The sequence below is a fragment of the Streptomyces sp. DSM 15324 genome (assembly GCF_001514285.1).
In the GTDB taxonomy this organism is placed as follows: Bacteria; Actinomycetota; Actinomycetes; order Streptomycetales; family Streptomycetaceae; genus Streptomyces.
Map to the genome: position 1 here is coordinate 515,038 of NZ_KQ949028.1, position 18,134 is coordinate 533,171.

The 18,134-nt window shown below is 71.8% G+C and carries 15 protein-coding genes; 8 read left to right on the plus strand and 7 right to left on the minus strand.

The genetic code is table 11. From position 1 onward, the window contains the following. Positions 1 to 40: 40 nt before the first annotated feature. On the minus strand, positions 41 to 739 hold the full coding sequence (locus AQJ58_RS21890; RefSeq protein WP_067252505.1) for a FadR/GntR family transcriptional regulator: 699 nt from the start codon (positions 737 to 739) through the stop codon (positions 41 to 43). Positions 740 to 924: 185 nt separating this feature from the next. On the opposite strand from AQJ58_RS21890, the gene AQJ58_RS21895 reads away from it, so the two are divergent. Together AQJ58_RS21895 and AQJ58_RS21900 are read left to right on the plus strand one after the other, a co-directional pair. Further along, positions 925 to 2,355: an amino acid permease gene (locus AQJ58_RS21895; protein WP_067252507.1), complete on the plus strand. Its 1,431-nt coding sequence runs from the start codon at positions 925 to 927 to the stop codon at positions 2,353 to 2,355. A 408-nt stretch (positions 2,356 to 2,763) separates the two neighbouring features. Then, entirely contained in the window at positions 2,764 to 3,870 is a 1,107-nt protein-coding gene (locus tag AQJ58_RS21900) for an NAD(P)/FAD-dependent oxidoreductase (RefSeq protein WP_067252510.1), read from the plus strand. On the opposite strand, the gene AQJ58_RS21905 is transcribed toward AQJ58_RS21900, so the two are convergent. From AQJ58_RS21905 to AQJ58_RS21915, 3 genes are read right to left on the minus strand one after another with little or no spacing between them, the layout of a single operon-like run. Further along, positions 3,855 to 4,367 (minus strand): glutathione peroxidase, encoded by a 513-nt coding sequence (locus tag AQJ58_RS21905; protein ID WP_067252511.1) that lies wholly within the window; start codon positions 4,365 to 4,367, stop codon positions 3,855 to 3,857. The genes AQJ58_RS21900 and AQJ58_RS21905 overlap by 16 nt on opposite strands. 37 nt (positions 4,368 to 4,404) lie before the next feature. Continuing rightward, positions 4,405 to 5,604 (minus strand): DegT/DnrJ/EryC1/StrS family aminotransferase, encoded by a 1,200-nt coding sequence (locus AQJ58_RS21910; protein ID WP_067252513.1) that lies wholly within the window; start codon positions 5,602 to 5,604, stop codon positions 4,405 to 4,407. Further along, positions 5,601 to 7,340, minus strand: coding sequence for a carbamoyltransferase family protein (locus AQJ58_RS21915; RefSeq protein ID WP_067252514.1), 1,740 nt, complete (start codon positions 7,338 to 7,340; stop codon positions 5,601 to 5,603). Before AQJ58_RS21915 ends, AQJ58_RS21910 begins: the two co-directional genes overlap by 4 nt. Before the next feature lie 313 nt (positions 7,341 to 7,653). On the opposite strand from AQJ58_RS21915, the gene AQJ58_RS21920 reads away from it, so the two are divergent. Together AQJ58_RS21920 and AQJ58_RS21925 are read left to right on the plus strand one after the other, a co-directional pair. Next, positions 7,654 to 8,733, plus strand: coding sequence for a radical SAM protein (locus tag AQJ58_RS21920; RefSeq protein ID WP_234360174.1), 1,080 nt, complete (start codon positions 7,654 to 7,656; stop codon positions 8,731 to 8,733). Then, positions 8,733 to 9,812, plus strand: a complete 1,080-nt coding sequence (locus AQJ58_RS21925; RefSeq protein ID WP_067252517.1) for a methyltransferase — start codon at positions 8,733 to 8,735, stop codon at positions 9,810 to 9,812. Before AQJ58_RS21920 ends, AQJ58_RS21925 begins: the two co-directional genes overlap by 1 nt. Before the next feature lie 372 nt (positions 9,813 to 10,184). On the opposite strand, the gene AQJ58_RS21930 is transcribed toward AQJ58_RS21925, so the two are convergent. From AQJ58_RS21930 to AQJ58_RS21940, 3 genes are read right to left on the minus strand one after another with little or no spacing between them, the layout of a single operon-like run. Beyond that, on the minus strand, positions 10,185 to 10,715 hold the full coding sequence (locus AQJ58_RS21930; protein ID WP_067252518.1) for a hypothetical protein: 531 nt from the start codon (positions 10,713 to 10,715) through the stop codon (positions 10,185 to 10,187). Beyond that, positions 10,715 to 11,350 (minus strand): winged helix-turn-helix domain-containing protein, encoded by a 636-nt coding sequence (locus tag AQJ58_RS21935; protein ID WP_067252520.1) that lies wholly within the window; start codon positions 11,348 to 11,350, stop codon positions 10,715 to 10,717. Before AQJ58_RS21935 ends, AQJ58_RS21930 begins: the two co-directional genes overlap by 1 nt. 36 nt (positions 11,351 to 11,386) lie before the next feature. Further along, complete coding sequence (locus AQJ58_RS21940; protein ID WP_067252521.1) at positions 11,387 to 12,358, minus strand: PIG-L deacetylase family protein; 972 nt, start codon at positions 12,356 to 12,358, stop codon at positions 11,387 to 11,389. Positions 12,359 to 12,845: 487 nt separating this feature from the next. Here AQJ58_RS21940 and AQJ58_RS21945 point away from each other — a divergent pair, with 487 nt between their 5' ends. From AQJ58_RS21945 to AQJ58_RS21960, 4 genes are read left to right on the plus strand one after another with little or no spacing between them, the layout of a single operon-like run. Then, complete coding sequence (locus AQJ58_RS21945; RefSeq protein ID WP_159056287.1) at positions 12,846 to 14,747, plus strand: KedN5 family methylcobalamin-dependent radical SAM C-methyltransferase; 1,902 nt, start codon at positions 12,846 to 12,848, stop codon at positions 14,745 to 14,747. A 33-nt stretch (positions 14,748 to 14,780) separates the two neighbouring features. After that, entirely contained in the window at positions 14,781 to 15,056 is a 276-nt protein-coding gene (locus AQJ58_RS21950; RefSeq protein ID WP_067252525.1) for an acyl carrier protein, read from the plus strand. Continuing rightward, positions 15,053 to 16,321, plus strand: a complete 1,269-nt coding sequence (locus AQJ58_RS21955) for a glycosyltransferase family 2 protein (RefSeq protein WP_067252526.1) — start codon at positions 15,053 to 15,055, stop codon at positions 16,319 to 16,321. Before AQJ58_RS21950 ends, AQJ58_RS21955 begins: the two co-directional genes overlap by 4 nt. Continuing rightward, on the plus strand, positions 16,318 to 18,009 hold the full coding sequence (locus AQJ58_RS21960) for a beta-ketoacyl synthase N-terminal-like domain-containing protein (RefSeq protein ID WP_079079095.1): 1,692 nt from the start codon (positions 16,318 to 16,320) through the stop codon (positions 18,007 to 18,009). The genes AQJ58_RS21955 and AQJ58_RS21960 overlap by 4 nt, the downstream gene beginning before the upstream one ends. Positions 18,010 to 18,134 lie beyond the last annotated feature (125 nt).

Sequence of the window (18,134 nt, forward strand, 5' to 3'; positions counted from 1 at the left end):
CCTTCGGGGACGGTGGCGGGGCGAGGGGCGCGGCGGGCCGTCAGCTCGGGCCGGCCCGCCGGTGTTCCTTCACGGCCCGTACGGCCGGGTCCATCGCGCCGCGGCCGAGTTCGGTGAGCAGCTCGGCGTGGCAGCGGTTGCGGGCCCGCACCACGGCCGGGCCGGGCGGGGGCAGCAGCAGGCACTGGCGGCCCAGGAGATCGGCGGCGAACTCGCGGATGCCGGCGCCGCCGAGCAGCTCGGCGAGGTCGAGGTGGAAGCGGGTCTCCAGCTCGACCAGCCGGGCCGGGTCCTCGGCCCGGTCCATCTCCGCGACCAGCGACCGCAGCCCTTCGAGGGAGCCCTCGGGGACCTCGCCCGCGCCGTGCGCCACCAGTCCGCACTCCAGCAGCAGATGGAAGGAGTCGAGCAGGGCGGCCTCCTCGGCGTCGTGCATCAGGGCGACGACGGTGTCCCAGTCGGCGGCGACGAAGGTGCCGCCGGCCCGGCCGCGCCGCCGGTCGAGCAGACCGTCCTGGCACATCCCCTCCAGCGCGCGGCGCACGGTGATCTCACCGATCCCCAGCTCCTCGGCGAGGACGCCGGCGTCCGGCAGCCTCTCGCCCGGTGTCACGGACTTCAGGCGCACCCGCAGCGCGACCCGGGAACGGACCAGGTCCGAACCCGTCTGGGTCCCGCCGGAGCGCAGGCGGGCGTCCCCGCCGCCGTAGGGGCCGAACTTGCCCGCTGGATTCACCACGGCGCCACCCTAACGGCCTGCTGAGCGGGGTTGCGGCGCGGTGCACGGAGGGCTCCCGGAAGCGAGGGTTCCACGTTGCCTGCAAAATAGAGCAAGGTGAACACTTAAACAAGCCTTGTTCTTTTCGATCGTAGTGAACTAATTTCGCGCCTCGACAGCCCGTCCCCTCCTCATCGGATGTCGAGATGACCACAACCCTCCCCGAAGCCCCTCCCGCAGAGCCCGGTCTCAAGGCCGGACTGAAGAACCGCCATCTGTCGATGATCGCGATCGGCGGAGTCATCGGTGCCGGTCTGTTCGTCGGCTCCGGCTCCGGCATCGCCACCGCCGGCCCCGGCATCCTGATCTCGTACGCCCTCGTCGGCGTCCTCGTCGTCCTCGTGATGCGGATGCTCGGCGAGATGGCGGCGGCCAACCCCACCTCCGGCTCCTTCTCCGCCTACGCCGACCGGGCACTCGGCCGCTGGGCCGGGTTCACCATCGGCTGGCTCTACTGGTTCTTCTGGGTCGTCGTCCTCGCGGTGGAGGCGACCGCCGGCGCCAAGATCCTGGCCGGCTGGATCCCCGCGGTCCCGCAGTGGGGCTGGGCCCTGATCGTCATGGTCGTCCTGACCGCCAGCAACCTGGTCTCGGTCAGCTCCTACGGCGAGTTCGAGTTCTGGTTCGCCGGGATCAAGGTCGTCGCCATCGCCGCGTTCATCGTGGTCGGCGGCCTCGCGATCTTCGGCCTGCTGCCCGGCTCGGACCACCCGGCGTCCGGGTTCTCGAACCTCACCGCGCACGGCGGCTTCCTGCCCAACGGGCCCGGCGCCATCCTCACCGGCGTCCTGATGGTCGTCTTCTCCTTCATGGGCAGCGAGATCGTCACCCTGGCGGCCGGCGAGTCCGCCGACCCGCAGGGCGCGGTCACCAAGGCCACCAACAGCGTCATCTGGCGGATCGCCGTGTTCTACCTCGGCTCGATCCTCATCGTGGTCTCCCTGCTGCGCTGGGACGACCCGGCCATCCTCAAGGACGGCTCGTACGTCGCCGCCCTCAGCTCCATCGGCATCCCGCACGCCGCCCAGATCATGAACGCGATCGTGCTGACCTCGGTGCTGTCCTGCCTCAACTCCGGTCTGTACACCGCCTCGCGCATGGCGTTCTCCCTCGGCCGCCGCAGCGACGCCCCGGCCTCCTTCGGCCGCACCACGGACAGCGGTGTGCCGCGCGCGGCCATCCTCGCCTCGGTCGTCTTCGGCTTCGTCGCGGTCGCCTTCAACTACCTCTGGCCCGACACCGTCTTCCAGTTCCTCCTCAACTCCTCCGGCGCCATCGCCCTGTTCGTCTGGCTGGTGATCTGCTTCTCCCAGCTGAAGATGCGCCGGATCATCGAGCGGGAGACGCCCGAGAAGCTGGTCGTGCGGATGTGGCTCTACCCCTACCTCACCTGGGCCACCATCGGCCTGATCACCTTCGTCCTGCTCTACATGCTCACCGACACCGCCGAGGGCGGCGGCCGTGACCAGGTCGTCCTGTCCACCCTGGTGGCCGTGGGCGTGGTGGTCGTCGCCGTGGTCCGCCAGCGCCTCGGCCGGGGCGCCGCGCACGACGCGGTGACCTCCTCGAAGGAGTAACCCCGCGAACCGGCCCGATGGGGCCGGACCCGCCTCTCCTACGGCGGGTCCGGCCCCGTCGGCGTTCCGGGCGGGCGCCGCCGGTCGGGCGACGGGCCCGCCCTCGCGGAAGCGGCGCAGTCCCTTGGCCCCTCCACGACCGCCGCCGTGGAACGCGTGATGCAGGTTGTGCGTGACCAGCACCGGGCTGACCCCCTCCCCCGACGGTGATGCGCTGTCAACTCCGCACAGCCGCAGCGGTGTTGCCATCCCGACTGGTGGTGCGGCGGATCAGTGGGCCGGTGGTGACGGCGCGCGGGCGGCGGCCGTCACACGTCTTCACTGAACCTCCACCGACTCCCCAAGTACTTTAGGTTTCAAAGGGCTACGCTCCCGTCAATCCCCCCCACGCAGCACAGGAGACTCGTTGTGCGAGACGGCAACGTAGTGGTGATAGGCGGCGGTTACGCGGGCGTCCGCCTGGCGAAACGCCTGGACGCGACGGCGAACGTCACGCTCGTGGACCGCAAGGAGGTCTTCTTCCACCGCATCGCGTCCCTGCGCGCCGGTGTGCGCCCCGAATGGACGGTGACCCCGTTCATCCCGTACGACCGGCTGCTGCGCCACGGCCGGCTGGTCGTCGGCAAGGCGGTTCGGATCGATCCGGTCGGCCGGGAGGTCGTCCTCGCGGCGGGCGAACGGCTGCCGTACGACGTCCTGGTGATCGCCACCGGCGCCGACTACCCCGAACCGGCCCGTTTCAGCGGCGGGACGGCTCAGGAGGCGGCGAGGATGTTCGGCCAGCACCAGCGCAAGATCGCCGGTGCCGAGCACATCCTGGTCGTGGGCGGCGGGCCCTCCGGGGTCGAGCTCAGCGCCGAGATCCGGCTGGCCCGGCCGGATGCCCGGGTCACGCTGGCCCACTCGGGAGCGGAACTGCTGACCTCCACGGGCAGCGCCCGGGCCGGCCGCAGGGCCCGCGCCTGGCTGGAGTCGCACGGGGTGCAGGTGCGGCTCGACTCCTTCATCTCGCCGGGCAACGACTTCGCCACCTACCGCGACAGCCGCGGCGCCGTCCTCTCCGCCGACCTCTCCTTCTGGGCGACCGGCACCACCCCCAACACGCTCTGGCTGCGGCTGGCCGGACACGGCGACTGGCTCAACGGCACCGGGCACGTCAAGGTCGACGGCATGCTGCGCGTGGTGGGGCGGCCGGACGTGTTCGCGGTCGGTGACGTGAACGACGTGGGCGAGCTGAAGGTCACCCCGGCGGCGCTCTCCCAGGCGGAGACCGCCGCCCACAACATCGGGGCGTATCTGCGCAGTCCGGGCCGGCACAGCAAGCGGTCGCGCTCCTACCGGGCGATCCACCGCACCCCGCTCATCGTGCCGTTCGGTCCGTCCGACGGGGTGACCGTCCTGCCCGTGCCGGGCGGCGACACCGCCGTCCTCGGCACCCGGACCACCACCCTGGCCAAGGCGAAGACCCTGATGACCCCGTTCATGCGGCGCCAGCTGGGCTACACGGCGGCCTGACGCCGTCCCGACGCGGGCAGCAGCGCCTCGATCCGCCCGGTGACCTCGGGGGTGTCCGGCTTCACCCGGGAGCGGATGCGGTGCGCCACCGCGCCCTCGGGCGACACCAGGAACTTCTCGAAGTTCCACTCGACGTCCCCGGCCACCCCCCGCTCGTCGGGTGCGGCGGTGAGCAGCGCGTACAGCGGATGCCGCCGTACGCCGTTGACGTCCACCTTCTCGAAGAGGGGGAAGGTGACGTCGTACGCCGTCGAGCAGAACTCCCGGATCTCCTGAGGGCTGCCCGGTTCCTGCTGCCCGAACTGGTTGCAGGGGAAGCCGAGGACGGCGAACCCGCGCGGTCCGTAGCGTCGGTGCAGCTCCTCCAGCGCCGCGTACTGCGGGGTGCGCCCGCAGCGCGAGGCCACGTTCACCACGAGCAGGGCCGTCCCCCGGTAGCGGCTCAGATCGCCCGGCTCACCGGCGAGGGTGCGGACGGGGATGTCGTACAGGCTCATGTCGGTGTCTCGCTCCGCTCCGGTCGGTCCGTACGGCTCAGCCGGCCGCGTCGATGCCCTGGCAGGCCTTGCGGACGGCGGCGACCACGGCGTCCACGTCCTCGTCGGTCATGGCCGCGCCCAGCGCGATGGTCACGGAGCGGCCGAGCAGCGCCTCGCTGGTCCGCAGACGCGGCGGCCGTTCCCACTCCACGCCCCAGGGCGTACGCCCTTCGCGCACCGCCCGGTTGGCCGTGACCGGCTGGCCCTGGTACAGGGTGTGCGCCGGGATGCCGGCGGCGTGGAGGTCGGCGACGACGGCGCGGGCCTGCAGCCGCGAGCCCACGAACAGGGTGAGATCGCCGCCCGAGCCCTCCTCGTCGGGCAGGCGGCGCCAGCGCACCGGCAGATCGGCGGTCTCGGCCCGCACCCGGCGGGCCACGTCCCGCAGCCGCCGGCACATCGGGAGCAGCCGGGGCAGCTGGGCCCCGAGCACGGCCGCGGCCAGCTCGGTCATGCGCAGATTGGTGCCGATGAACGGCGGGGCGTCGGCGGTGCCCCGCGTCGCGCCCTTGGCGGTGGTGAACTGGCCGCCCTGGTCCTGGTAGCGGGCCACCCGGTCGCGGACGTCGGCGTCGGAGGTGGTGACCGCGCCGCCCTCGCCCGCGGTGATGTTCTTGTCGAGCTGGAAGCTGAACGCGCCCGCGTCACCGAGGCCGCCGACGGGCCGGCCCCGGTAGCGGACGCCGGCGGCCTGCGCCGCGTCCTCGACCACCCGCAGCCCGTGCCGGCGCGCGACCTCCGTGATCGGGTCCATGTCGGCGGCGGCGTGGTGCAGATGGACCGGCATCACCCCCCAGGTCCGCCCCGTGATCCGCTCCTCCAGCCGCGCCGGGTCCAGGGTGAGCGAGTCGTCGACCTCGGCGAAGACGGGGATGCCCCGGGCGCCGACCACCGCGCCGACACTGGCGACGAAGGTCACGCCGGGCACGATCACCTCCGCGCCCGCCGGGATCCCCAGACCGATCAGCGCGGCGGTGAGCGCGGCGGTGCCGGAGGACACCGCGACCGTGTGCGCGACCCCGGTCGCCGCGGAGAACGCGGCCTCGAACGCGTCGGTGCGGTGGGCGAGGTCCGGCCCGTAGTAGCGGAAGGGGGACCGGGACCGGATCACCTCCAGGGCGGCGGCCTCCTCTTCCTCCCCCCACAGCGCGAGCGCCCGCCAGGTCTCGTAGCGCATCCCGGGCCCGTCGCTCACCCGGCCTCCTCGGTCACCGCGTCCAGGTCCGTGACGCTGTGGGCCACCAGGAAGTCCTCCAGGAAGAGATAGTCGAGCTGGCTCGGCCCGAAGAACGCGAGCGCCTGCCCGGGGGTCTCCACGATCGGCTCCCCGCGGTCGTTGAAGGAGGTGTTGAGCACCACGGGCACCGAGGTGATCTCACCGAACCGGGCCACCAGTTCGTGGAAGGCGCCGTTCGCCTCCGGGGTCACGGTCTGCACCCTGGCCGTGCCGTCGACATGGGTGACGGCCGGTATCTCCCGTCGCCTGTCCTCCCGCACCGGCGCGACGATCAGCATGTACGGCGACTCGATGTCGAGGTCGAAGTAGTCGGCGGCCCGCTCGGCGAGGACGGCGGGGGCGAACGGCCGGAACGCCTCCCGGTGCTTGACCTTGCTGTTGAGGATGTCCTTCATCTCCGCGCGGCGCGGGTCGGCCAGGATGCTGCGGTGGCCGAGGGCCCGCGGCCCGAACTCGGATCCTCCGGTGAACCAGCCGATGAGCGCGCCCCGCGGCAGGAGTCCGGCCGCGACCCGGGCCGGTCGCGCCACCCGGCGGTGGGGCAGGCCCGAGGCCTCCAGCGCGGCCCGGATCTCCTCGGTGCCGTACGAACGGCCCAGGTAGGTATGGGTCTGCGGGCGCGGCGCCGCGCCGCCGGCGTGCGCCGCCGCAGGTCCCCGGGCCCCGCGGGCCTGCGGCGCCCGGGGGCGGGGATGCCCGCCGAGGACGTGGTGGCCGTAGTAGGCGCAGCCGACCGCGCAGCCGTTGTCGCCCGCGGCGGGCTGGGCGTAGATCTCGGTGAACGGGGTGTCCCGCAGGATCTTGCCGTTCGCCACCGAGTTGAGGGCGACCCCGCCCGCCAGACACAGCCGGGTCAGCCCGGTCTCCCGGTGCAGCCAGCGCGCGGCGTGCAGCACGGCGGTCTCCAGCAGGTCCTGGGCCGCCCAGGCGAGATCGGCGCCCCGGGCGAACCGCTCGTCGCCCTCGAACCCGTCCAGCGCGTGCTCGACGAAGTCCAGCAGCCCGCCGTCCTTGAGGTGCAGGTGGTAGCGGCCCTCCGGCAGCAGGTCGAGATGGCGGTGGAACTCACCGCGCCAGCGGTCGGTGCCGTAGGGCGCGAGGCCCATGGTCTTGCCGTCCTCGGTCAGGTACCAGCGGCCCTCCTCGTAGAGGGTGAAACCGATGGCCCTGCTGACGGCCTTGTACAGGAAGCCCAGCGAGTGGTCGCTGTCCCCGGCCTGGTAGACCCGGGTGTCGCGCAGTCCGTCGGTGCTCCAGTTGGTGCCGAACACCTTGGAGATCTCGGTGATCTCGGTGCCGCTTCCCACCGACATCGTGAGCGTCTCCACGCCCTGCCCGTCGAAGAGGCTGCCCGCCCCGTCGACCACCAGGATCGCGGCCTCCGGGAAGGGCGAGGGGTGGAAGGCGCTGGCGGCGTGGGCCAGATGGTGCCGGATCAGCGTCGTACGGCTGCGGAAGGGGAAGTAGCAGCTCGGCAGCAGGGTGTCGTCGGCGACGATCGCCTCCACCTGGCCGAGACGGACCCCGCGCGCGGTCAGACAGTAACGCCAGCACTGGTTGGCCAGAGAATTCACATTGACCGCGTATTTGCGCCGAGTCAGCCGTTCCTCTTCAATACCGACGGCGATCTCACCGTTCTCGACGAGGCAGGCCGAGAAGTCGTGGTTGGAACCGCCGAGTCCCAGAGCGAGCATACTGCCGTCCTTACTCCCAGTTCCGGCACACTGATTTGGCGAGTACGTCGGCATAACGCTACCCCGTACCAACCGGCCCGTCGTCAGACGCATATGAGCCATCCTCCGGACGATTCGGGTCGTGATCCGGACGAAGGCAGCCGGCAGCCGTGGGCCACATTGACCCTGTCTTCCGGGTGAACTTAGACTCGCGGTCAACGGAAGAGTCATGCGCCGGACGACCTGGATGCGGTGATAAGGCATGGCCCTGAAACGTGATTATCGCGAGACGATGTTCGCCCATCGCGACGGCCAAAACCGTCTCAAGCTCCTCATGAATGACATGGTGATAGAGGAGCAGCTGTGCCAGATGAGGTGTTCCTACTGCCTCACCGAGGACTTCAATCTCCTCATGCAGGTACCGGACGCGAGGCTGCGGCTCACCACCGACCGGCGCGCCGACTGGCACGAGATCCTCGACGCCTACCACCGGCACGTCGACAGCCCGATCATGCGCCTGAGCGGCGGCGAGTTCTTCTGGCTGAAGGGCTCCACCGAGTTCGTCGCGGAATGCAGCGAGAAGTACGAGGTGGTGCAGGTCATCACCAACGGCGCCTTCCTGACGCCGCACCGGCTCCAGGCCCTCGCCGAGCTGGGGAACGTCCAGCTCTGCCTGTCCCTGGACGGCCATACGCTGGAGATGAACGGCCACCGCCTGCCGCCGAAGCAGCATCGGCTCTTCGACGTCATCATGCGGCACCTGGACCACGCGGTGGAACTCGGCATCCCGATCGAGATCCAGTCGGTCATCACCGACCTGAACGCCACCGGGCAGGCCGACTTCGCCGAGTTCCTGGCGGAGCGTTACGGGCGCGGCGTGATGCTCTACTTCTTTCCCGTGCGCGGTGAGACCAGGGCCACGCACGCACCGCCGCTCGGCGACCATTTCGCGCCATTACTGGAACGCTACGACGAACTGTCCGCGGTCCTCCCGCCCCGCGCGTTCGTGGAACACATCGGGAATCAACTGCGCACCGGCGTCCGTACCCTGCGCTGTTACGCCACGGCCACCATGGTCCAGCTTTTCGGCCAGGGAGACGTCTCCTGCTGCCCGTACGCCTGGCTCAAACCCATGGGAAACATCAAGGAGAACCCCGACCTCATACCCGAGCAGTTCGGAGAACACCAGCACTACGACATGTTCATGCAGCCCCGGCCCCGTTTTCCGTACTGCAAGAGCTGCACCGGGCCGATCGACGTGGTCAATCTCTATCTCTTCGGCGGAATCACCGAGGAGGAAATCGCGCGCTGCGCCCCGTACGCCGGGCCCCGCGCGCTGGAGCGGCTGCGGGAGCTGAAATCGGCGTTCGCACCGGTTTTCGAGCCGGCCCCGCGGGGCCGTGAGGAGACGTGATGATTTCCCTGGACGGGATCTCCGCCGACGAGATCGCGGCGGCCGGACCGCAGCGGCTTCGCGCCCTTCCGCAGCACGATCTGCTCACCCTCGCCGGGGACTGGCTCGGTGAACTGGCGCCCTGGCGGGACCCCGAGAGCCTGGCGGCGATCTCCACCAGCCTGTCCGCCGAGTCGGTGCTGTCCTCGCTGTTCGTCTTCGGCGACCAGGTCGCCGAGTCCGAGGCCCGTGCGGAAATCCCCGCGCCGCTGCTCGATCTGCTGCTGCGCGCCCGCGTGCTCAGCGAGGACGCCGGGAAACTGTCGGCCGAGTACTGCCTGGTCCGCGGGGACGGCCTGGTGCTGCTGGCCGCCTGGCGGGCGGCGGGACGGGACACCGGGTCGTACGCGCCCTGGGTCGGCACCGACTCGATCACCCTCTCCCGGCTCGTCGCCGCGCGCAGCGGGATCCGCTCGGCCCTGGACCTCGGCTGCGGCACCGGCATCCTCGGGCTGTCCGCCGCCCGGGGCGGCGCCGAGGTCTTGTCGGTCGACGTCAACCCGGAGTGCACGGCGGCCACGACCCTCAACGCCCACCTCAACGGCCTGGCCGGCCGGGTCACCGCCACCGAGGCCGACATCATGTCCCTCTCCCTCGGCTCCCGCTTCGACCTCGTCGTCTCCAACCCGCCCTGTCTGCCGCTGCGACGCGGCTCGCTCGGCTGGCTCGCCGGCGAAGCCGGCCTGGACGGACTGGAGTTCTTCTGGGAACTCCTGCGCCAGGTGCCCGGACTCCTCACCGACGGCGGCGAGGCACTGCTCCAGGCGGCGGCCTACGGCGACGAGCACGGCCCGTTCTTCGTCCGCGAACTCGAGGCCGAACTGCGGCGGCTGAACCTCTCCGGCCGGCTCCTGCTGCGCCCCTCCACACCCCCGCGCTGGCCGGCCTTCGCCCCGCGCGACGCGCAGCAGCAGCTCACCGGCCCCCTCGGTGACGAGGTCCGCGCCTATGTCACCAGCATCGGCGCCACCCACTACTACGGCTTCGTCCTCTCGGCGCACCGCACGGGAGAGGGCCTGGAGGTGGGCCGCTTCCGCTGAACGGCCCCCATCCGTTGGTCCCCCGGCCCCGCCCACAAGACCTGGGCGGGGGACCGGGGGAGACCGGGGTGGTGCATGCCGGGTTGGGGGCGGTGGCCGGCTGCGGGGCGGTGGCCGCCCAAGGCGTGCGTCGGCTCTGCGCGGGGCACCGGCGGCGGCCTGTGAGGTGTCGCCGGTCGGCCGAGAGCCCGCGGCGGTCGGCCGGGGGGGCGTGGGGTGTGCGTCGGGTGGCGGTGGTCGGTCGGGAGGTGGCGGGGGCGGTGCCGGTGCCCGGGCTGGGTGGTGTCGTCGGCCGGGAGCGTGGCGGCGGTGGCTGGTCGAGGGGTGGTGGGCCGTGTTGGGGCCGGGGCCGGGCGTGGTGGGCCCGGGGGGTCATGTGGTCGTCTGACCGAGCCATCGTGGGCCCAGGTCGGCGCGTTCCAGGGCGGCGACCGCGTCCGTCGCCTCCAGCAGGGTCAGGCGGGTGGTGTCGACCAGGCGGATGCCGGGGACGTCGGGCACCTCCCCGTCCAGGTGCCGTTCCGCCAGCCGGCCCTCGACGAAGAGCCGCCCGCCCGCGTCGCCCTCGATCCGGGCGGCCAGCGCGTCCGCGTCGGCCCGCAGCCCGTAGTAGACCGGCTCCGCCCCGAGCTCCCCGAACACCCGGTGGAAGCGCTCGTAGGCCCGGCCCGCGAGGACCACCCCGGTGACGACCACGACCCGCGCCCCCCACGCCCGGTACACCGGCAGGGCGGCGCGCAGGCTCGCCGCCATGAGGTCGTACAACTCCTCGCCCCCGTCCCAGGGATGGACGACCGGGTCGCAGTCCATCGCCGCGGCCGGGACGCCGTACCGCGTCACCAGCTGATGCCCGAGCCGGGTCTTGCCGACCCCGGGCGCCCCCGTGATCACCACGACGCGCATCAGTGCGTGTCCTCGCGGACCGTGCCCACCAGGCGGAAGCCCAGGTGAGGGATCTTCAGGAGCTTCGCCCCGGAGTCGATGTCCAGGAACTTCTGCTTCAGCACGGAGGTCACCTTGTTCACGTCCTCCCCGCCGGCCGCCCGGCCGAGTTCCTCGCGCGAGACGATCTGACCCGGCCGGTCGGCCAGCAGCCGCAGCAGCCCCGCCTCCGCCTCGGTCACCGGCGCCGACTTCGAAGGGGAGCGGAGCGTCCCCCTCCCGTCGAGCGTGAGCACCTGGGTGTTCTCGGGCGGTGTGACGTTCTTGAGATAGCCGAGGGTCTCCACCAGCCGTTCCCGCCGCAGCGGGCTGGCCAGCGTGAAGCTGTACCCGCGCGAGACCGCCGCGAGGACCTCGGTGGCGGAGATACGGTCCAGGACCGCGATCGCGTAGCCGCCGCCGCGTTTCAGCTCCTCCGCGGCGGGCTCGTCGGGCCCGGCGGCGGCGATCCGGTGGAAGGCGACCAACCGGGCGCCGGGCGGCGCCGCGTCGGCCGCCTCGGGATCGGTCACCGCCAGGGTGAGACCCACCTCGGCGCAGGCGTCCGCGAGGACCTCCAGGTCCGCCGGGGCCAGGGACTGAGCCAGTGCATACATGGGAAACCCTTCACGGAGTTCTCTTGGGAGGGCCGGTCAGCCGCGCAGCCGCCAGATCCGCTCGGCGGCCGGCCCGTGCGAGCCCTCCGCCAGGCGGGTGCCGTGCCGGTGGATGCGCCGGACGATGCCCCGGCGCACCTGGATGCGATAGGCGCCCAGCGCCTCGGACTTGGTGAGCGCCGCCGTCCCGTCCACCGGCCACAGCTCGGGGTGCAGTTCCCCGAGGCCCGCCTCGGCCAGCCGGGCGCCGAGTGCGCGCGCGGTCTCCTCCGCCGAGGAGAACAGCGCGTACGGCTGGTCCTCGTAGAAGACGAGCCGCGCCCCGCCGAGCCGCCCGCCGCGCGCCAGCGCGAGCACCGCCTCCCGGCAGGCGAGGTGATCGACGTGACCGCCGACGCCGAGCGGCGCGCAGACCAGGCCGGCGCCCGCGAGCGCCGTGCCCAGCCGCGCGGTGACCGCGTCGAACAGCTCCGGCTCCTCGCGCGCGAAGCCGTCGGACCAGGCCGGGTCGGTGAAGAACGCCTCCCGTCTCAGCTCGCGGTCGGCGGCGTCGACGAAACCGAGCAGCTCCACCCGGGCACCCAGCACCCGGGCGGCGACCGTCTCCTCGGCGAGCAGCAGACGCCGGGTCAGCTCCGGACGTACGGCGTAGTACGGGTCCTTGGTCCAGGTCTCCACGCTGAACACGTCGACGAACCGGCCGCCGCGCCGGGCCACCGTGCCGCCCAGCGCCAGCGCGGCGTCGTCCGGGTGCGGGGACACGACGACCGGCGCCAGGGGATCCGCGGGTGCGGCCGGCGGGGCCATGAGCAGCAGCCCGAGCCGCCGCCAGCGGGCGAGGCGCTCGCGCTCCGCCGCGGTGAAGGCCGCAAGGGGGCGCCGGCCGTCGCACCGGGAGAGCAGCGCGGTGTCCGCGTCCACCTCGTGCCCCAGGAAACACAGCCGGCCGTCGACCGTCTCGACATGCGGCAGAGTGATCGGGCACCAGGTGTCAGGAATCTCTGTCATGTATCTCCGAGCCCGGGCGGTGAGGAATGACAGCCGTAATAAGGCGGGAGCATACCGATCACCGCCGGGCCCGCACAGGGTGCGTTCCAGAGCGGCAGAAAATGGGGGACCGGTGGCCGAAAATATTCCGATCGCGTTGCTCTGATCATTTTTTCTGCGTGCTGCGGGGCGATAGGTTTCCGGTCATTCATTCCGCCCCCGAGACCTGATCGCCCGGAGCCGTGCCCACCGTACCCGATGCCGGCCGAGCGGTGCGGGTACCCCACTGATTTCCCACGTCAACCACCCTGCACCGGGAGGCGTTGTGCGGCGCCGCACCAGGTCCGTCCGGTGGCCTTCGGTCAGGCGCCCGGCCTGGCCGAACAGAGGCGGAACGATTGGCCATGATTCCGGTCGGGTTGCCGCGGCCCCATTGCACGGGGGATCTTCTCCTGTAGCCTCGAAGAGCGATTTGGCCTGTCGGATCGATTAGAGGACGAGGCAGGGAATGGCGACGCGCGTACTACTCGTTCAGCAAGGAGTGTGGGGGAATTCGGCGGTCTCCATGCCGCTGGCGATCGGCTACCTGAAGGCGTACGCCGAGGCCGACGAACGCATTCGACGGCACATGGACATCTCCCTGAGGAACTACCCCGGCGACGCCGGACTCAACGCCATGGCCCGTGATCTCGTACGGGACGGCTGCCCCGACATCCTCTGCTTCTCCGTGCTCGGCTGGAACTTCCGCGCCTTCGGTGCCCTCGCCGAGACCTTCAAACAGCTGAACCCGAACGGCTGGGTCGTCTTCGGCGGCAACCACGTCGCCCACCAGGGAGAGCGCGTCTTCCGGACGTTCCCGCAGGTCGACGTCGTGGTGAACGGCGAAGGGGAACTGGTCTTCCGGGACCTGATGAACGCCTGCCTGGACGGCGCCGGCCGCGACGGACTCCACGGGATCGCCGGCATCTCCTTCCGGGAGGCCGGAGGAGACCTCGTCACCACCCCCGAGCGCGAACGCATCAAGGACCTGGAGATCCTGCCCTCGCCGATCCTCACCGGGGCGATCCCGCTCGTCGACCGTCAGGGCCGCTTCCTCTACGACTACGCCCTCATGGAGACCAACCGGGGCTGCCCGTACAAGTGCGCCTTCTGTTATTGGGGAGGTGCCACCGGACAGAAGATGCGGGCGTTCTCCCGGGAACGGCTGCGCGCGGAACTGGAGGTGCTCGGCCGGCGCGGAGCGGAAATCCTCATGCTCGCCGACTCCAATTTCGGACTCCTGCGCCAGGACGAGGAATTCCTTGACGATCTTCTCCGGGTGCGGCGTAAATACGGCTTCCCGAGACGGCTGGAAACCTCCTGGGCCAAGAACAAGTCGCCCGGTTTCTACCGCATCATGGAAAAGATGAAGCAGTCCGGGATGCACAGCGCTTTCATCCTGGCCCTCCAGACCATGGACGATTCCGTGCTGGATCTGATGCGCCGCCGGAACATGAAGCTGAACGACTGGGAAAGCCTGGTCGCCTGGCTCACCGACCATGGCATCACCCCGTATCTGGAGCTGATCTGGGGAGCGCCGGGCGAGACCGTCGCCTCATTCCTCGACGGGTACGACCGGGCCGCCCGGCACACCCCGTTCATCGCCGTCCACCCCCTCATGCTGCTGCCGAACACCGAATACCACGACAAGAAGGAACAGCACGGAATGGTGACCGTGCGCGGCGAGCAGGACGACTTCGACTATGTGCTCGCCCACCGCACGATGACCCTCGCGGACAACGAGCGCATGCTCCGCTTCATCTGCTGGAACCGGGTCCTGGCCCGCAGTCTGTGGCTGCACAACATCTGGGTCGCCCTGCGCGAACTCGCCGATGTCCCCCAGTCCCGCGTCATCCTCAGCTTCTCCGACTGGATCGACAAGAGCGAGGACCCCGAGGCCCGGGAGCTGCACGCGCTGGCCCGGCCCACCAGCTCCGCCAGTGAGAACGTCGACCCCAACGTCTGGCGGCTGCTCACCAAACGGCTGCTGCGGCTGTGGTGGGAGGAGGCCCTGCGCCCCGGCCTGCCCGAGGAGCTGCTGCCGCTCCTCGACGAGGTGTTCCGCTACGACCTGATGTGCCAGCCCGTGCGCCCGCTGCCCGACGGCTCGGGCCCCGAGGAGGACCTCCCGGTCGTCACCCGGCACGGCGAACGCTGGTACCTGCGCAGCGACACGGAGTTCACCCACCCCGTGCCCCGGCTGATCGCCGCGCTGCGGCGCGGCGAGAGCGTGAGCACACGACCCGAGCGCCACACCGCGGACTTCTACTACCGCACCGAGTTCGGCGGTGACCTCCAGCACTACTTCCGCATGGACCGCTTCCGCGGACTGACGGAGCAGCAGCTGGAGCAGCAGTTCAGCCAGGCCTGACCCCAGCACCCCACCTCACGGGAGACATTGACGATGGACCGCGCCGGGCTCATTCGGGACCTCCACGAGATAGCGGCGGGCATGACCAAGGGCGAGCACCGGCAGCCGCCGGGGGAGGGCGACGCCAGCCTCGTCGACCAGTACGGGTTCAGCTCCCTGGACGCCCTGGAGTACCTGCTGATCCTCGAGGAGAAGTTCGACGTCGTGTTCGAGGACGAGGACCTGACGGAGGAGACCCTCTTCTCCATCGAGGGGCTCGCCGCCTACATCATGGACCAGAGGACCGGCGAGAGTCCTTCCCTGACGTGAGCGGTGACACAGCGGTCAGTGTGGTCGTACCGACCCGTGACCGGACCACGCGTCTGCTGCTCACGCTCACGGCCCTGGGGCGACAGACCCTCGGCCGGGAGCGGTTCGAGGTCGTCCTGGTCGACGACGCCCTGCGCCCCGGCGCCGTCGCCCAGGTGCTGTCGGCCCTCCCGCCGGGGCTGCGGGTCCGCACCGCCGCCACGGGCGGGCGCGGCGCCGCTCACGCCCGCAACACCGGGGCGCGGTCGGCCCGTGGAGAGCTCCTGCTGTTCCTCGACGACGACACCGTCGCCGGCCCCGGGCTGCTGGAGACACACCTCGCGGCCCACGCGCGCACGGGGACCGCCGTGCTGCACAGCGCCGTCACCGATCTCTCCGCCTTCGCCCTGACCCCCGACCCGGACCCGATCCGGCCGGCCCTCGTCGGCGCGCGGGGACGGCGGATCGAGCCCGCCACCCTCGCCCGCCTCGACACGGCCGTTCCCCTCCTCGGGCCGCGCCGCTCCTTCATCGAGCGCACCGCCCGCCGGGTGATCCGCTCGCCCGGCCACCCCGCGCTGCACTGGCTCGTGTGCATCGGCACCGCCACCAGCGTCCGGCGCACCCTCTTCGAGCGGGTGGGCGGCTTCGACGAGCACTACGGCGAGCTGTGGGGCGGCGAGGACCTCGAACTGGGGTTGCGGCTCGCGGCCGCGGGTGCCCGTTTCGGCCTCCTCGACCCGGTCTCGTACCACCTCCCGACCGCCCGCCGGGACACCGGCGACCTCCTGCCCCGCTTCTGGCAGCGCGTCGCCGACCGCCACGGCGACCCCCGGCTGGCCGACGTGGGCACCTATCTCACCGGCCGGCTCCCCCTGGCCGAACTCGCCGAACGGCTCGGCCCACCGACGGGCTTGTCACTGCGTGGCTGGTCACCGGGCGGCGCGTCCCTGGACGGCTTGTCACCGGACGGCTTGTCACCGGGTGGCTTGTCACCGGACGGGGTGCCATCGGTTGGCTTGTCACCGGGCGGGGTGTCTTCGGGGGGCCTGTCACAGGCCGCCCTCCCACCAGTCGGCGTGTCACTGGCCGACCTGTTACCGGCTGGCGTGTCACCGGCTGACCCTTCACCGGCTGGCGTGTCACCGGCCGACCCTTCACCGGCCAGCGTGCTACCGGCCGACCTTCCACCAGCCGACTTCCCACCGGCCGGCCACCCCCCAGTCGGCGTGCCGCAGGCCGGGCTCCCCCTGAACAACCCCCCTGTGGCCGGGGCGGCGTCATGACCGGGCTGACGGTGGGCGCCGTGATCGTCGGTGGCACCGTGCCGCTCCCGGCGCGCGACCTCCGCCCGGATCTCGTCGTCCTCCCCACCCGCGACTCCCTCACCACCGCCTTCGTCGAGGTGCTGGCCGCCGCCCTGGACCGCCTCCCCGCCGATCTGCGCGGCACGGTGCCCGTGGTCATGGCGGCCACCGACTACTGTGTCGCGGCCACCTCCCGGTACGTCGCCCGGTGCGCGGAGGCGGAGGCCGGCGGCCGGCGGCTGCGGCCGACCGAGGCCATGACCCCGGAACCGGCCCAGCTGCTCCAGGAACTGGCCGCGACCGGCGACTGGGACGGGCGCGGCCATGTGCTGATCAGCCCGCGCGCGGCGGCCCTCCAGGCCTGGCGCTGGGCCTGGGGCACGGTCGCGGCGGGGGTGCACCGGGCGATGGTCGTCTGTGAACTCCTGCGCGCTCCGCAGGGCGACGGCTACCGCGTCACGGCCGTCGCCGTGACCGCCGCGGCCTCGGCAGCCGGTCCGGGAGGGGCGAAGGACGCCTCGGTGGTCGTCTCCGGCACCGGCCTGGTCACCGCCTTCGGCGAGGGCGGCGAGGCGTTCTGGCGACATCTGCTGGCCGGCAACCGGGCCCTGTCCGAACCGACCCGCTTCGACGCGTCCCGCTTCCGTGGCCGGACGGTCTGCCAGACCCCGCTCGAGCCGCCGCCCGGGCAGCCGCTGCGGCGGTCCCTGCTGGACCGCGCCCGCGCCGAGGCCCTGCGCGAGGCCGGTGTCGCCGAGCCGCCGCCCCGCACCCTGCTGGTCCTCGCCGGTGTGGTCCCGCACCTCCCGCAGGTCGCCGGGGCACCCCGGATCGAGGAGATCGCCCTGGAGCCGGACTGGGACGGCGACGGCCTCGGCATCCCCGCCCACAACACGGTGCTGATGGCGCACGCCTGCGCGTCGGGCGCCTTCGGGCTGGCCCTGGCCCGCGAGTGGCTGCTGTGCGGGCTGGCCGACCTGGCCGTCGTCACCGGGGTGTCGTCCCTCAACACCTACGACTACGCCTGCCTCGACACCCTGCGCGCCACGAGCACGACCGTCGCCCGCCCCTTCGACGAGGACCGCTCCGGCGTCACCGTCGGGGAGGGCGCCGGGGCGATCGTCCTGGAGACCGCCCGGCACGCCGCGGCCCGGGGACACACCCCGTGGGCGACCGTCGGCGGGATCTCCTGCCGGGTCGCGGGCCAGGGCACCAGCCGGCTCGACGCGCACGTCGGCGCCGCCTGTGTGCGCGAGGCCCTCGCCATGGCCGGGCTCACCACCGTGGACCTCGTCCACGGCCACGCCCCCGGCACCCGCCAGGGCGACGAGGCCGAACTGCTCGCCCTGGACCAGGTCGGTGCCGAGCACGACTGGCGGGGCGTCCCGGTCAGCTCGTACAAGGGCGCCGCCGGTCATCTGCTGCACGCCTCGGTGTTCCCCGGTGTCGTCGCGGCGGTCCGGGCGCTGCGCGACCAGGTCCTGCCGGGCACGCCCGGACTGCGCAAGCCCCTCGACGCCCGGCACGTGCGGGTGCTGCGCGACGCGGAGCCCGGTGACGGGACGCGCTCCGTGCTGGTGAACAACTTCGGGTTCGGCGGCAACAACGCCGCCCTGCTCCTGACAGACGACACGACCGGGCGCGGGGAGTGGAGGACGGATGGCTGACGCGGTGCTGATGACACCCCGCGAGATCCTCACCGGATTCTCCAGTGTCAACAACCAGAACGTGCTGATCAACGACGAGGAGTACCTCCGCCTGGATCCCGCGATGCGCCTGTTCTACGAGAAGG

Bases quoted from the DNA above. Each gene is read 5' to 3' on its own strand.
- AQJ58_RS21895 (WP_067252507.1), top strand. From the start codon at position 925: ATGACCACAACCCTCCCCGAAGCCCCTCCCGCAGAGCCCGGTCTCAAG.
- AQJ58_RS21905 (WP_067252511.1), bottom strand. From the start codon at position 4,367: ATGAGCCTGTACGACATCCCCGTCCGCACCCTCGCCGGTGAGCCGGGC.
- AQJ58_RS21915 (WP_067252514.1), bottom strand. From the start codon at position 7,340: ATGCTCGCTCTGGGACTCGGCGGTTCCAACCACGACTTCTCGGCCTGC.
- AQJ58_RS21920 (WP_234360174.1), top strand. From the start codon at position 7,654: ATGAATGACATGGTGATAGAGGAGCAGCTGTGCCAGATGAGGTGTTCC.
- AQJ58_RS21925 (WP_067252517.1), top strand. From the start codon at position 8,733: ATGATTTCCCTGGACGGGATCTCCGCCGACGAGATCGCGGCGGCCGGA.
- AQJ58_RS21930 (WP_067252518.1), bottom strand. From the start codon at position 10,715: ATGCGCGTCGTGGTGATCACGGGGGCGCCCGGGGTCGGCAAGACCCGG.
- AQJ58_RS21935 (WP_067252520.1), bottom strand. From the start codon at position 11,350: ATGTATGCACTGGCTCAGTCCCTGGCCCCGGCGGACCTGGAGGTCCTC.
- AQJ58_RS21940 (WP_067252521.1), bottom strand. From the start codon at position 12,358: ATGACAGAGATTCCTGACACCTGGTGCCCGATCACTCTGCCGCATGTC.
- AQJ58_RS21945 (WP_159056287.1), top strand. From the start codon at position 12,846: ATGGCGACGCGCGTACTACTCGTTCAGCAAGGAGTGTGGGGGAATTCG.
- AQJ58_RS21950 (WP_067252525.1), top strand. From the start codon at position 14,781: ATGGACCGCGCCGGGCTCATTCGGGACCTCCACGAGATAGCGGCGGGC.
- AQJ58_RS21960 (WP_079079095.1), top strand. From the start codon at position 16,318: ATGACCGGGCTGACGGTGGGCGCCGTGATCGTCGGTGGCACCGTGCCG.